Here is a 15,074-nt window from a genome sequence, read left to right as displayed (position 1 = left end):
ATGCTCAACCTCAATTCTTCTGCTGAGACAAAAAACCTTGTAACGTTTCTTGAATCTTATTGTAGTCTGCTAAATCAAATTCTTCTACTGCTTCTCTTGAAATACTTGCAAGATTTGCAATCAGTGCTACTTCTTTCTCTGCATCGCTATTACCCATACGTTCAACAGCTAAACGATCTCGAACTTTTGGACGGCGTAGAGTTAGCTCTGAAACTAAAATTCCATCGATTTTTATTGGTTCAGTTAATTTAATTTTTTGCACTATTTTACCCTTTTAGTTAAATTCCTAAAGCTGTTCGCATAGAAGTCATTTGATCAACACCATCGATCTTGCGAATCATGTTTTCTGCATCAATTTCAATTAATTCTCTGCCATCAATAGTAAGCTTATAGTAGTTGGCAGCAATTGCACATTTTAATGTTGCTTTTTCAGCAGCTTTCCAGCTACCAAAATCAAGTTCTTTAAAGAGCCCTCTTAAGTTAATTACCACTGATTCTGCATCACTGCTTCCTTGTAATCCTCCCCTTAAAGTAAGAGATACAGCATTATTGTTTATCAAACCAAAAAGTCTAAACAACTCTGAGTCATATTCAGCAAAAGTGAGTTCTGCTTCGAGCTTTTCCATACCAATATCAATGCTGACTGGTATATCCATTCCACCTGCGCGATATTCTTCAGTTTTAATAGTAAGTTTTGGTAGGCTAATTTCATCAATACGACCTGCATAACCTCGGCCATCAACAAAGGCAGTAAAATTCTTTAGGATCTTTGGTAGCATCTCTCTTTCTCCTTTTACAATATTGCGCCATTCACAAGGTGTGACCTGAAAGTAATCTGTTCAGCTGGATATGGTGGCGTGAACTCAAAATCAAAAGACACTTTTCCGCTTGCAATATTTGTTGGTGTATTGAGCTCTGGAGTTGCATAACACTTTCCGCTAATAATCGCCCCTTGCGCTTTTAAATTTGCAAGATAAGAATTTACCCCCTCAATCACATCATCTATATAAGTTTTGGTAATATTGCGATCAACTGCCCATAAATGAGCTCGAAGTAGACTACCGTTGATTAAATCTGCAGTCCTTCTCACTGACAGAAAAGCCCATTTTGAGTCATTTGAACATGTTCTATTTCCCCAAAGCCTATAGCCATTTTGATAAATTATCGTTGTTACTTCATTTTCATTTAAGTGGTTTGCTCTACAATTTGTATTACCGAGCGTAAAATCAATAGGCCTGCTTGTGCCAACAATACCGTTTATTTCTTTATTTGAAGGTGAATGCCAAAATCCTTGTTCGCTATCTACTTTCGCTATTAAACCAGCTACAAATGGGCTAGACGGCAAAATTTCTTCTTTTCCTTCAATAAACACCTTAACCCATGGGTCAACAACGTAAACTCTTGAGCTACCTACACTTTTTCTCCATTTTATGGCTTCTTCATCATTGGTATTTGGTCCATCTGCAACTATTATTGCCCTTAGCTTTTCTGCTACTCCTATCAAAGCTGCTACTACTGGGTTTTTAGGATTTTCAGATTCAGGCAATTGATGAGTAAACTGAGGTGCAATTAGTATTCTTGGGGCAACGTGTATTATGCTTTCACTGCTGAGGAATGCTTGAATTCCCTGATATTTTCCAGTCTCTTCATCAACTCCACCAATTATATTTTGAATAGCTTCACTTTCTTCAACTCGAATAACTACTACTGTTGCACCAATTTGGGAAAATATTCCGTTTATTGCAGAAGGTAGTGTTCCACTTTTCCCAAGCTTTGCTGCTTCCTTTAAGCTTCCTGCTATTAATACTGGACTATTGAGTGGAAATTTTTGCTCATCAGCTTCAGGGGCAGTACCAATTACACCTATCACTGATGATTTAGCTGTACGTACTGATCTTGCTCCTGAGGTTACCTCAATAACCTTTACTCCGTGTAAAAATTCTTCTGGCATTTCTTCCCTTTTTAACTTTCTTGCATTTTTTTCCTGAAATCATCGAGCAAAGTCTGTAGCTCTTCTTCACTTTTGACTTCTTTAATTTTCTTCTTGGCGATGTCTTCCAATTCTTCACATTTCATTATTTCTTTTACTGCTTTTTTTGCCTTCTCTTGAATTATTTTTGCCATCTCTACTACTGAAATTCCTCTCACTCTTGCTAAAGGCTCTATAATTGCTGCATCTTTTTTATTTATAGATTCTGGTGCTGCTAGAATGTTTTTTGCGGCTTCTGCTTGAATCTCATAAGATTTAGCTTTTTGGTGAGAATTCCCTGCATATTGGTTAATATAGCTATCATAATAAAAACGCATACTATCAAATGCACAAAGCTTCGCATTATCCAGCAACTCCTTTTGTATATCTTCTCTAGTACACTGAGCAATTTCTCCTCCTTCTGTTAAACAATAACTTTTTTGCCAGTCGAAATTCTTTGGTGCTTCATACCAATCATTCCCAGTTGGCTTATTTTCAAGTACTGTTACTTCTATCTGTTTGTTATTTTCAAATCTAATATAAATTGGCATTCTTTGCTACCTCCAGAGCTCATAAGTTTCAGATAATCCTGGACATTGCCAAGCCTTTAGTGTTCTCTCTACATCCACCTCAAGCCCTGTGGTTAGAAAATTGCTACGTATGTTATGTATTCCCCACTGGATAAATTGACCATAGTTGTATACATAATTTGATGCAAGCATACCTTGACTGACTTGTGTTCTGGAACATAGGTAAGATGATGTGTAAAGTAATGTTGCAACTGTTTTTCCTGCTGGAATTTCCACATTACCAGATCCAGCTAACTTGCTATCAGAACTCGTGTATTGGTAAACATTTTTCCATATTATTCTTGAAATTCTTGATTTATTAGAATTGGTATTATCTGGTGTTCCCACAAATAGTCCTGCACCCCCATACTCCGTACTAGAGTATGATGATCCAACAAATTCTATTGTTTTATTTATGTTCACATTCGTTGTATTTTTTATAAATACTACTCCAAGTGCAGCATATGGGTAATAGTATATCTCATCATAACTACCCGAAAAACTTTTTGTGCATAACTCTCCGTAAATAAATGTTCCTTTACTTCCCTCTATAAAACTTAGTTGTCTTGGCCGATAAAAACTAACGTAATCTGTATCGTATGTATGGCTACCTGCTAGTAATTGCAACATATAGTCGGTTTTTGTTATATCACTACTCCACCTTCCAAGCTCTGTTGTAAAAGTTCCGTGGCCAAAGTAATTATTTTTTCTTCCAAGTACACCAAATAAGAAAGGTAATGACCCTGGTTCAACCATATTGCGCTTTCTTATTTCTTGTGTAAGCGACACTTTCAGCTCATCATCTCTAGTTTTTATCTCGTTTATAAGGGATGTTTTTAATTGGTTATCACGAGTTTCTATTTCCCTAATAATTGATGAGCCAGATGGTACATTATTAACAGCACGAAAATCTTCTACTAAACCTTTAAGACCATCTTTATGACTATTACTAATGCTATTTATTGCTGCAATATTGGCATTCTTTCTCGTATCAAGTAGCGATATATGTGAATCTGATGATGCTTTTAAAGTATTTAAGGAATTATCCCTAAGCTTGTTGATTTCATTAACAGACTCTGTTTTTACTGCAGTTATTGCTGATATTGAGTTTGTTTTATTGCTGTTTATATCATTTAGGTGTTTTTTTGCACTATCAAGAAGTTCTTTTAGCTTACCATCAGTCATCTGCACAATTTCAGAAACCGCACTTTTGTCGACTATTGATTCCAATGCTTTAGCAAGATATGCAAGCTGATCTGGTGTACTATTTGCTGCTAAATCCTTAAGTCTTTTTTGTAGTGCATCAATTATTCCTTTTACTTCAGTCATTTGCACAATGTCAGAAATAGCTTTTTTATCTGCTATCAATTCCAGTGATTTTGCAAGATATGCCAGTTGATCAGGTGTGCTACTTACTGCTAAATCCTTTATCCTTTGGTGTAATACTTCTATTGCTTCTTTCATTCCCAAAAATTTAAAAAAGTTTCAAAGTTAAACCGCTCAAAATTACTCTTAAGTTCATTTTCTCTCTCACTCATATCTTCATCTATTTTTTCTATCGCTTTGCGAATACGTACTACATCTTCCACTGCAATATTCTCTGGGTGTGGCAAAGGATATCCTCTGCTTGTTTTATCATCTGACATTCTGCTACGTGACAATGATTCGTAGATTTTTGACTTTTGGCCGATAGACAACTGTTCCACTTAAAACCAATTTTATCCTTGTCTCATTGGCGTTAAAGTTTGATAGCACATGAGTTCTCTCTACCCAATTTTCTCCAATTGGTTTTCCTGATGTTAAATTTACTAATTGCCATCCTTTGGCGCTTTGTTCTACATATGCTTTTACATCTGCAGTGCCAGGTATTAGCGCATCATACGTTATGGTAATTTTAGTGTTAGCTCCTGCTGTAATGCTTCTTGTAACATAATCTCCAGACTCTGAAAGATTACCTAGAACTAGCTGTAACCCAGGATAGAGAACAGGACTTCTTTCTTTTGACCCTTTTAAATTTGCCTTTACTGTTAACTCTCCAGATAGTCTTTCACGCAGCGCGAGCGGCAAGTTATCAGATAGAAAATTTTCTTTTCCCTCTTCATCTATTAAGATAAATTCTACATTGGTATCAAATGCTACTTTTTCGACGTTTGTCAAAACAATTAAATCTGAAGTATTGGTTGCTGTAACTTTGCCAAGATCAATAACGTAAGAATTTTCGCTAAATTTTGTAGCTAGTAGTCGAAACGTTAAATCTAAATTTTGATGTGGAGTCCAGGTGCTTGCATTGCTAGATGAAAGTAATACTCCTACTTGATATGGCTGACTTGTTACCCAACGGCTATTTACTGCATCATATTTGCCAAGCTCTGCTACCTTTATTTCAGTACAAGGATCATCAGTAAGCAGTACTATTGCATACTCTTGTCCTGCATGGCAAAACACTGGTGGCCATTCTATACGTGTTGCTGTGCCATCTACTTTTATATCTTTCGGCTCAATATAACTTTCAGCAATGACAGTCTGCGAGGGCATTCCCACTGCTGTTTCTCTAATCTGCACAACAACACGTTTTTTGCCTTTATTTACAAACCATAGCTCCACGCCTCCTATGTGCCTACTTTCATTTAGAGTAAATGTTTGCGCTAAAGGATCAACTCTTCTTGCTGCGATAACTCTTCTTCTTTCCTCTATGGTAATTGTTTTTTTACCAGTATACGTTGCTTCTCCATAGCTTCCTTTATCCCCGTAAAACTGTACTAATTTAGTACCTGCTGGAATATTTGCTGGGATTTTTATCTTTCCCTTTAATTTTCCCTGGTTGTTAGTTGTGAGCATATTTTTTTACCTCTTATGCAGTAGGCTGAATGACAACACCATCAAACTTTACCTCCTTAAGCCTTTCACCTGGCTCAAAACCTTCAATTTCAAAATTCTGTACTGCTTCTCTCATAAATTCAGCTTCGTATGAAGTACTTGACATCAGCTCTGTTGTTTCTTTAACATTAAATGCTCTGGTTATTGGACTTTTCCAATTCGTGGTAACCTCCGTCCAGTGGTCTATATTTTTATTGAGAGTAATTTGTGCCGGAACTGGATCAAAAGCTTGATACGGATTAATTCTTTCTCCTTTAGTCTGTAAGAGCTGTTCTAGTACCGGCTCAAGTTCATACGGCAACAAATGAGGTTCTTTACCTCTTTCAACATCAATAATTTCCACATCTATAGGTAAAATTAATTCCTTGTTTACTATTGCTGCAGTCTGAACAATTCCTTGATCACGCATATCATCATCAAAGAATGAATCAACAAATACTCCTTTTTTGGTGGTAGGTTCTCTTGAATTTGCATCATTGCGTAAACGCTCCTGTGCAACAAGTGCATAAAGATCATTTATTCCTTTTTTCATTGCTTCAAGCTCATTCATCGGTACAGCATGAATAGCATTATTCACTATTTTTACCCCTTCGCCTTTTTCCCACGTCTGATGAATGTAGCAGAGCAAAAGTTGTCCGCTAGGTGCTTTAGGCATCGATGGTCGCCAAGGGTGAGAAATTCCTTTTATTCTTCTTACCACTCCTTTGCTATCGATAGTAATTAAATCATAGCGGGGCATTTTCCAGGTGTAATCAATCAGAACCAAGCTGTTATCAACTGCTCCTTTTACTTTGCATCCCTGTTCACTTATATCTTCAGGGCTTACATGAGTACGACAGCGGTAAGTTATTTGATAACTACTTCCAGGAGCTGGTTCTTTACCTGGTAATGACCAATCAACGTTTCCTGCATTTAACTTATAGTCTATACTATTTTCATAAATAACATTGCCTTGTTTAATTTGAATAATCTCAAGTACCGCAGAGTCAGGTATTGGATCAACAGCTCCTGAGTATGAACCATGAGTAACGGTAATGGTTTTTTGAACAGTTATATCTACTTTTTTAATTTCACTTATTGGAAAATCATTAACTTTAAGTTCCATTACTCTTTGACTATTTGGCTGAAAAGTATGTGGTTCTGATTCAACTGATTTTATATCCGGATCTTCATCAAAAGAAACACGAATACTGTGAGGAAGTTCAATCTCATAGCCATCAACATGAGCTTTGCCCTCATTAATCACAAAAACTTGTTTTCCTCCTTCCCCCTCTTCCTTTTGCAGGAACATTACTTCAAGGCCATTTACAACGTAGGAACCATTTGCCTCTTTGTCATAACGAGCAAGCGCAGTAGTTACTATATTTGCTTGTGGTGGCGGTGAATGTTCTATCAATACTCCATTTTCAATGTTATAAATTGGATAAAATTCTCCTGAAGCATTAGTAGTCACACCCTCAGCTTGATAACTCCAAGTGGTGGAAACTTTAAGCCTTGCAGCCCCTACTTCTTGATAGTTACGTGTACCAACAGCAGGATCACGAAGGTTTTCATCCTCAAGTTCTGTAATGGTAGATTCTACGTAATAAACACCTATACGCACTGTGGTACTCAGTGGAATAACAAACTCTTCTTTTTCGACTTTTCTAACCGCTCCACGAAGATAGATTTTTCCTGATTCAAGCGTAACTTTACCAATTTCTCTATCTATAATACAATTGCTTCCTATTATAACATCACCATCACGAAATATTGCATCACCTATGCCTTTAAACTTAGAAAGAGCATACTCCTGAGTCTCATTTAATTCTGCAGACTGTAGACCTCTTCCAGCAAGAAATAAGCTTTTCTCATATTCTTTGTCAGGATTAAAGCGGTTATAATAGGCGTTTAAAGTCATTTAATGCTAGAAAAATTCAAAAAGTTACAACAAATGAAAAAGTTTCCCTAGTTGCTGCAGTTCTGATAAGTGGTACGGTGTGTTCTAAAACTAACAAAATTCCCGGATTTTCCACGTCTTTTGGTTCAAAATATCTCTGTCCTCTAGGTAACCCTTCTTTTACTTTAGTACCAACCATAACCCCTAATTCCCGTATAACTTGATTTGCTGCATCCGTGAAATCGAAAGTGAATTTGAGAAAAAGATTGTTGGTTGGTACATTTGAGGGCCTAAACCTTCCAGAAGGAGTCAAAAGCTCTCCATTCTCATCACCGCTGCAGAAGAGAACCTCATCAACAACACGACGTCCAACTTCCTTAATTAATGTTGCAGAAGTAATTAGCTCCGGTGGTGTGTCTTGAGTATACTCTATAGTGATTACGCTATCTGCTATAATTGCACCATTTTCTACACGCTCAATAGTGCCTGAGCTACTATCAACTATATAATCTATGCTTGACTGATAAATTGTTTGCCCTGTACAAACTTTTACATCTTTAATAGTGTGGTGATCTAAACTTATCTTGCCGCCTGCTGCAAAAGTTTTTTCAACTTTGTAGCTGCTTTCCCAGGTAGAATCTCCAGATCCCCAAGCAAGATGTATCGGTTGCTCTTTTATGCTCGCAGCAATAGCTGCTCTGCCTGATTGTGTGAGTACTGACATAGTTGATTTGTGCAGTTGATATTATGTATATACAAGATCCGTAGAAAAAACGTCCAATTTTTTTGCAATAATAGGATCAAAATCTTTCCAAGGGCGATTTAAGTGGCGATGTTCATGCCAAGTAACCATACCTGGATAGAATGCTGCTACGTAATTTTCTAGCCCATGAATGGGATCTTTCTGTTTTGAATCTGAATCATTTTTACAATCAACATGATATTCCACTAAATTAGACTCTATTATTTTTTGATCAGTAAAATTCTTCGCTTCATAGTAATAAGTTATACTAAATCGCTCTAAAATTGGTGTACGTTGAAAATTCCAAATCTGCTCAGAAAGTTTATCTTCACTTAAGTGAAATGTATGCTCTATTTCTTTATAAGCAGTTGGTGCAAAACAAGCATTGATATCTCCCAAATTCCAACTATCTGATAATACTATCAACGCTTTAGCAAACTTAATTTCTGGCAATAAACCCTGTGGTAGAGGATATAGTGCTTTTAAGTTATACCACTCGTGACTTCTTTCATATATACCGTTGTAATTCTTGGTGTGAGGCTCTGTCTCTCCTAATACTGCAACATCCAACCTATATAAATCATTACTGTAACTTCTATCATAATGTGATCTAAAAGTGCTAAATTTAAATCTTGGATTTCCTATTTTTAGCTCAAATGAGTTTTTTCTTCCAAACGATAATACTGGCCCTTCTTTTGCTATTCTTACACCCGAGTAGTCTGAAAGAAGATCTCCAAAAATACTTTCATCTAACATAAACCGCTGAGCATTGTAATAATCATTGAATATTCGCATTAATCGAGATCTTGCCGGTGCAGAAAGTTTTGCCAGAGCAATTACACTATCGACAAAAAAGTCATTAGGAACATCAGAGATGCCAATTTGAAATTCAGCAAAATGCTCTCCTGGTGGTTCTTCTTGAATGGTAATATTATCAATGTTTGCCCATTTCAGCGCCATCTTCAGTGACTGTGGTGTACCGCGCAAACGTTGAAATCTTATTCCGTTTTGCTTAGCTAAGACCCATTCTTTTAATGCACTCTTAGTAGCTTTCTTACCCCAGGATAAAATTTCTCCCAAGCCGTATTCCGCTACTAGCCACGGCAACATTTCAGTCTGTGGGTTAAATTTAAATCCCCGTAGAGAATTTGCATCAAGAGAATAATTAATTATGTCTGTAAGTATTTGCTCTTGCTTTGAAGCATTTGGAGGAAGTATCACCAATTTTTACCTAACACTTAAATCACTTAAAGCAACGCATTCATTATTTTGTACAATTATGTCTTCTATTGGCTCTGTAAGCTCTATATTTTGTATACCTTCTGTAAAAAGATGAGCAATAATCCAGGACCTGGTTACATTCCACCCTAAACCTTTAGTAGACTCAAGACCTTTGATAAATTGTTCCTTTGCAGCTTCGATAACATCTTTTGATGCAGTAGGGTAAATATGCACTTTAGCATGAATAGTAATGGGAATAATACCACAGCCAATAACTGTAAGCGTATCTGTTAATACACGAATATCATCGCGAATAACGTGATTTCTGACGATCTCTAGCAATTCTTCTGAAGGTACTCCACCATTTTCTGTGGAAAGTATTGAAATCTGTACACTTCCTGGTATAGGTGATACCACTTGCGCATCTTTTACTCTCGTGTCAGCAGATAATGCATGATAGCGATAATGCTCTTTACTCCCTGCTGTTGACCAACCAACAATTTTGGCTTTTACCCGCTTCCTTAAGGATTCATCATTCTCTGACTCCTTTCTCAGCACACCATAAAATTCAGCCAAGTGATCAAGGTCATTACCTCTTGCAAAAGCAAGTAAATTTGCCTGTGCTGCATCATTAATCCTTTGCCTAAGCAAAAGTTCACGCCAGGCTGCTACTTCCAGTATCTTTATTGCTGGATCACTCTCAGTTAGTGCAGAAAAACTTGCATTCCGACGCACTAACTCTTCTTTCATTCGCGAAAAGATTTCCTCAAATTTTAATGTTTCGACAATATTTGGTGTTTTCATCCTACTACCTTATACTATAATACCATCAGGGCGGATCGGCTTTCCATTTGGCAGATAGATTCCTTCTAAAATGAGAGTTACTTTACCTTCTTTTATTTCTGTTATTTGTACACGTTTAAGCTTAAATCGACGCTCCCACTTTTCTAATGCTTCTGCAACTGCTGCATAAAGCTCTTGTGCAAAACCAGGTACAATTGGATGATCAATCAGCTCAAATAACCTTGATCCATAATCTCGGCGCATAACACGAGCACCAATTGGTGTAGTTAAAATATCAACTATTGATTGTTTTAAATGCTCTATACCACTTATTGTTTTACCAGTTTCAGAATTCATACCACGCATATCACTTACCCTTATATGTTGAAAACAAGTCTTTATAAATGTCACGAAATGGCGGTATAAAGACACGCAGAGAGGAGGAACCGTACATACTCTTATATGCTAAGAAGAGGTAAAGCATTCTTCTGCCTCACACCGCTTTATATTTGCTCTACCTATGTTGCAACAATCTTGATTAATGTTGCTGGACGGTGGCACATTGGCAGAGGATTTGACTGCGTATGTAAATCGGTCCCTCTATCAAATCTTCTTGGCTCTTGTTTTGCATAGAGTGGCTGTCCAAGAGTATTTACTGTCTCATTAAAGTCTGCTGGTGCAAAATATGTTGTAAATGTGCTTGCTGTTCCTACTGGAAAACAGTGCCCTGTATCTTTCTCAATAAATCTTCTCACGGTTCCTTCAGGGTCAGTTGCTTGCCCTCTATATTCCTCAAATGTTATTCCACAGAATGTAAATCCTGACCTCATATCATTCCTTAGCGCTGCTCCTTCTTGCCATCTCTCGTATGCTTCTTTCACTTTAGTATGTGAAGTTAGTGCATCAAAAAACTCAGGGCTTACCAAGGCATGAATTCCGGTCATATATTCACCACTTAGATTATCTTCTATATGCCGGAGTACTTCCAGACACTTACGTTTTACATCTGTTGTTGCTGTTCCAAGGGCAAAATTTACTACTTTTGGCGTGATTTCAAATTCGTTGTACAGATTTAATAATTCTGACCCGTCAGCATCTAAAATTATTCCTTTTAGCGCTCCCATTCGCAAATGCTCTAATGTTATTGCATGTTTGTTTCTCATTAGCTGCAAATGATCAGTTATTACATCTGCCAGCGCTTTAAGTTCACTCTCTGATCCAAATGCCCTTATTCCTTGTACTTCCTCTGGTAACACTACATCATCATGTGGAATATGTGGAACCGTAAATGTTCTTACTTTTCTTTTACCACGTTTTCCTACTGTTGCTGGTGCTCCTGGAACTTGCGTTGGTAGTAAACTTAATACTCCATTATGTTCTTCTATGGTAATATGTCTAAATCTTACTGACCTACTTGGAAACAAATTTAAATTTTCAACACGTCCATAATTTATCGGCAATATATTCATCGCATTTGTTAGTGCCGTCATGCTAAATGCTGTATTTGTAAATGGATTTTGCATTGAATTTCTCCTTAAATTAGACTGTTTTGCGAAGGATGATCCCTCGTCCTTCAAGTTGCTTTATTGCTGCATTTTTCTGCTCTTCAGTTATATTTGCTGGCCACACAACTGCATGATCTGCTAGCATTGCACTGCGAGTAATAATTACTCCTTTCATGTCAGAATCTTTGCTATGTATATCGGTTGTAATTACTCCTACTGCTGTTTGTGTGCCGTCTGTTCCAGTGGGGTTCAGCACTCTAATAAAACCATCATCTGTCTTCTTGGCAACTACTGTACCAAGTTTAATATTTTGACCTTTAGCTACTGTTATTTGGTCTCTTGAATATAGACTTGATGCCTCATACTTTAATAAGTCACCCAGATTATTTTGTTCGCTTATACAACTCATAAATTTCTCCTTAACTGCTTACCGCCGCTTTTATCAATGCTATATACGGCGGTTATAAAAATACTTTAACTCCTACGACTTCTTGCTACCTGTAGCATTAAATCTCCTATGATTATTGTCCAATAGAAATTTCAAATTTTGTAAAATCTTTAAAAACCCAGTTATTTTTAAGAGTGTAGAAAATAGTTATAAGAAATTTTCTAGCAGTAGCAGTTATAGCCTTAGCAGAACCACGCTTCTTTTTTATATGTTCATAAAAGCTTTTCAAGTAAGGACTGTAACGTACAGCAATCCAAGTACATTGAACTAAAGAAGTACGCGCTATTTTTGACCCTCGTTTGGTAATTCTTCCAATTGTACATTGCTGATTAGATTGAGAAACTCTTGGTACAACTCCAAAATATGCAGTAAGTTTCTCAGGTCTACGGAAATCATTAATGTCTCCAATTGTTACAATAAAAACAGCTGCAGAAATTGGACCTATTCCCTTTATGCTGATAAGATTGCTGAACCCAGGAAGTTGTTTAGCGAAAGCTATAATTTCCTTTTCAAGCTTTTTAAGGCTTTCTCGGATAGCTTCTAAATGATAGCTAATCACTTCAATTTCAACTTTTTCTAAAGGATCCCAATTATGCTTTTGAGTAGCACGTTCAAATCCTACTTTAGTTGTAAGTACTTCTTTTTTAATTTTTATTCCATGGTAATTAAAAAGACCATGAACTTTATTGATTAAAGATACCCGTGACTTTACTAACTGATCTCTCGTTTGAAGAAGAGAAGCTAACTGCTGGCATTGTTTGTTTTTGCACCTTGCCTCAGGCAACATATCTTTGCTGAGAAAGAAAGCAATAGCTCGTGCATCATGCTTATCTGTTTTGTTCACAGAGCGACGAACAACTTCAAACTGCCCAGGAGCAATTATTACTATGCATTTAACGTAAGGTGAAACTGCATCATAAAAGAAACAGCTATTACCTGTTGCTTCTATGGCTACTTCATCTGTTTCTTGAAGATCTTTGGTGAAATTATCCAAGTCTTTTAAGCGAAACGTTTGAATATGCTCAGGTTTCCCTTCCTGTAAGTAACAAGCAGTAAAACTATTGGTATGTAAATCAACTCCAATGTGACGCATATTTTTTCCTCCAATTGCATATTTCAATATATCAGAGTAGAATATTGCCAGTTGTTCCAAACTCCTATACGAGGTCATCACATCACATTTTGTGAGCCTCACGATGATTTTCGGTGGCAGGGGCAGTTAATCTCTCCTACGAAGTCTTCTTTCTATTCTTCATATAAGAGCAGAAAGTGCTTCAGAAAAATATCCAACCTGCCACCTAGTCCACTCTGAGAAGTTATTATCTTCTCTTGCTTACAACCAAGCAATACTTATTCATACCATCTCTCCTCTCCTTTGCTCACTTTTTATAGAAATTCCTAATCTTTCAGCCAACCTAAGAAATGAATTTGAAAGCTTGTTATATGACGAGGCATCTATCCACATAATCCTTGCCCAAGTGCCCTTACGCCTTTCACTAAACCCATAGCCTCTAGCAAGTTCGCTTTTCCCTATTCCAGACTTCCCACTAATTAAGACTACTCGTGACATTTTTACTTCTTGACTACTACTGTGTAACCTTAGGTTCAAATTTTTTACCACCTCTTTTCTTTCAATGAAATTTTCTGGTATCTTGCCAAAACTATAGGAAAATTGACGCCTATCTTCATCTTGTTTTCTAAGATGTTCTTTTACATCTTCTATATCTTTCCTTTTCACAGGATCTTGTTCATTAATCTTCTTTAATATAAAACGAGCTAATTTTTCTTTTTTTTCATCATTTAAAATATGCACATATCTTTCTGTGGGTGCTTCACTGAATACATACTTTTGTTTTATCTCCTCCCACTTTCTTAACTCCCATTCAAAGGGAAGCCGATAGCCGTATTTTTCAGCACAGCTATATTCCTCTAGATTATGTTCCTCAGAATTATATTGATAATAATTAACAGTTTCATCTTCTTCTTTTTTCTTTATTCCTACCCATTCATACAATTCTGAGGTTAATAAACTTTCACTACTTTGCTCATCTTTTATTTCATATCCAGGACGCGTAAAATATCCTTTCTTTTTTGACTTACCTAGAACAACACCTTGTGTTATAAGATCAACAGAAAAGTCTTGTTCCTCAGAAGTTAAAAGGTAATTCATTGTTCTATGTACAGCATCTATTACTAACTTCTTAACTCTCCTATGATAAAAAGAGGGATTGATATCTACAACTTTTATGAATGGTTCCTCAAACCTGTGAAAAATTTCTAAGCCAGCTTTTACTAAAATCTCTCTCATTTCAGCTTTGTAGCAAGGTGTAGTTATTGTAAAAATATTTTTCGCTCCTTTCTTATGCCGTTTTCCTGTAACACAATGATTGATACTCTCATTAACTTTAACACTAAATAATTTTAGTGGACTTGCTGGAATAGTATTATTCAAAATAGAATTAAAGCTGGCTGAAGCTTTGCTTATTTTTTGTATATTTGAATCTGGTTCTGCCTCCTCAAAATATTTAGATAATTTTTCCTCGAATTCTTTAACAAAAGTCTTAACAAAAAAAGTTGCTTTTTCCACTACTTCATTATCTGTAAGACTTATAACATTGGCTGTATCATTCGATGCGCTATACCATACACTACCGCTGCTTATAGATGAAGATCTTGTTACTCCAAGACTCTCTTGACTTGGTCCACACTGAAGTTCTCCACTAGATAATCTATCTTCATGATCAAGACCTCCTTTTGCTCCTATTGTTGACTCATCATCTACATAATCCATTCGATCATCTGCTACTTGTTCTCCTGTATTTCCTTTACCTAACATAAAACCCCCTATATTTTAATATTCATACTTGATTATTTTACCGTAAATCTCTTTTCTGAAGATTGGTTTTAATATCTAATTAATTTGATTCTTATACAGTTGTACTAAACTGCTCTACAAATTTACTGTAGAAACCTCACGGTAACCCTAGGTAACTTTGATTGCTGAGTAGCAGTGTGTCTTTCTTTTGATTTCTTACTAAACTAAATACTTGCTTAAAAAAGTCAGGATTGCTTTCCGAATGA

16 protein-coding genes are annotated in these 15,074 nt (G+C 36.4%); all 16 read right to left on the bottom strand.

Annotation, left to right across the window (positions count from 1 at the left end):
- Positions 1-10: 10 nt before the first annotated feature.
- Positions 11-262, bottom strand: coding sequence for a phage tail assembly protein (locus tag EJB00_RS02960; protein ID WP_015588509.1), 252 nt, complete (start codon positions 260-262; stop codon positions 11-13).
- Positions 263-278: 16 nt separating this feature from the next.
- Positions 279-779, bottom strand: a complete 501-nt coding sequence (locus EJB00_RS02955) for a phage major tail tube protein (protein WP_135352719.1) — start codon at positions 777-779, stop codon at positions 279-281.
- A 14-nt stretch (positions 780-793) separates the two neighbouring features.
- On the bottom strand, positions 794-1,951 hold the full coding sequence (locus EJB00_RS02950) for a phage tail sheath subtilisin-like domain-containing protein (RefSeq protein ID WP_135352718.1): 1,158 nt from the start codon (positions 1,949-1,951) through the stop codon (positions 794-796).
- Between the two features lie 11 nt (positions 1,952-1,962).
- On the bottom strand, positions 1,963-2,520 hold the full coding sequence (locus EJB00_RS02945) for a hypothetical protein (protein WP_015588506.1): 558 nt from the start codon (positions 2,518-2,520) through the stop codon (positions 1,963-1,965).
- Positions 2,521-2,526: 6 nt separating this feature from the next.
- Complete coding sequence (locus EJB00_RS02940; RefSeq protein ID WP_135352717.1) at positions 2,527-4,002, bottom strand: hypothetical protein; 1,476 nt, start codon at positions 4,000-4,002, stop codon at positions 2,527-2,529.
- On the bottom strand, positions 3,999-4,184 hold the full coding sequence (locus tag EJB00_RS02935; protein WP_015588504.1) for a hypothetical protein: 186 nt from the start codon (positions 4,182-4,184) through the stop codon (positions 3,999-4,001). The genes EJB00_RS02940 and EJB00_RS02935 overlap by 4 nt, the downstream gene beginning before the upstream one ends.
- Before the next feature lie 4 nt (positions 4,185-4,188).
- Positions 4,189-5,376 (bottom strand): hypothetical protein, encoded by a 1,188-nt coding sequence (locus EJB00_RS02930; RefSeq protein WP_015588503.1) that lies wholly within the window; start codon positions 5,374-5,376, stop codon positions 4,189-4,191.
- Positions 5,377-5,389: 13 nt separating this feature from the next.
- Positions 5,390-7,315, bottom strand: coding sequence for a DUF4815 domain-containing protein (locus EJB00_RS02925; RefSeq protein ID WP_135352716.1), 1,926 nt, complete (start codon positions 7,313-7,315; stop codon positions 5,390-5,392).
- Between the two features lie 16 nt (positions 7,316-7,331).
- Positions 7,332-8,018: a hypothetical protein gene (locus EJB00_RS02920; protein WP_015588501.1), complete on the bottom strand. Its 687-nt coding sequence runs from the start codon at positions 8,016-8,018 to the stop codon at positions 7,332-7,334.
- 21 nt (positions 8,019-8,039) lie between these two features.
- Positions 8,040-9,257: a phage tail protein gene (locus EJB00_RS02915; protein ID WP_135352731.1), complete on the bottom strand. Its 1,218-nt coding sequence runs from the start codon at positions 9,255-9,257 to the stop codon at positions 8,040-8,042.
- A gap of 6 nt (positions 9,258-9,263) precedes the next feature.
- Positions 9,264-10,061, bottom strand: a complete 798-nt coding sequence (locus EJB00_RS02910) for a baseplate assembly protein (protein WP_015588499.1) — start codon at positions 10,059-10,061, stop codon at positions 9,264-9,266.
- Between the two features lie 9 nt (positions 10,062-10,070).
- On the bottom strand, positions 10,071-10,406 hold the full coding sequence (locus EJB00_RS02905) for a GPW/gp25 family protein (RefSeq protein WP_135352715.1): 336 nt from the start codon (positions 10,404-10,406) through the stop codon (positions 10,071-10,073).
- Between the two features lie 152 nt (positions 10,407-10,558).
- Complete coding sequence (locus tag EJB00_RS02900) at positions 10,559-11,563, bottom strand: major capsid protein (RefSeq protein ID WP_135352714.1); 1,005 nt, start codon at positions 11,561-11,563, stop codon at positions 10,559-10,561.
- Positions 11,564-11,579: 16 nt separating this feature from the next.
- Positions 11,580-11,954 (bottom strand): head decoration protein, encoded by a 375-nt coding sequence (locus tag EJB00_RS02895; protein ID WP_135352713.1) that lies wholly within the window; start codon positions 11,952-11,954, stop codon positions 11,580-11,582.
- A gap of 112 nt (positions 11,955-12,066) precedes the next feature.
- The gene (locus tag EJB00_RS02890; RefSeq protein ID WP_135352712.1) at positions 12,067-13,086 is read right to left on the bottom strand and encodes an IS110 family RNA-guided transposase; all 1,020 of its coding nucleotides are present in this window, start codon (positions 13,084-13,086) and stop codon (positions 12,067-12,069) included.
- A 261-nt stretch (positions 13,087-13,347) separates the two neighbouring features.
- Positions 13,348-14,829: a hypothetical protein gene (locus EJB00_RS02885; protein ID WP_225416311.1), complete on the bottom strand. Its 1,482-nt coding sequence runs from the start codon at positions 14,827-14,829 to the stop codon at positions 13,348-13,350.
- Between the last annotated feature and the right edge of the window lie 245 nt (positions 14,830-15,074).

Source organism: Wolbachia endosymbiont of Drosophila mauritiana (assembly GCF_004795975.1).
GTDB lineage: Bacteria > Pseudomonadota > Alphaproteobacteria > Rickettsiales > Anaplasmataceae > Wolbachia.
The sequence above is the reverse complement of the archived record's forward strand: the minus strand, read 5'-3'. Positions and strand labels throughout refer to the sequence as shown.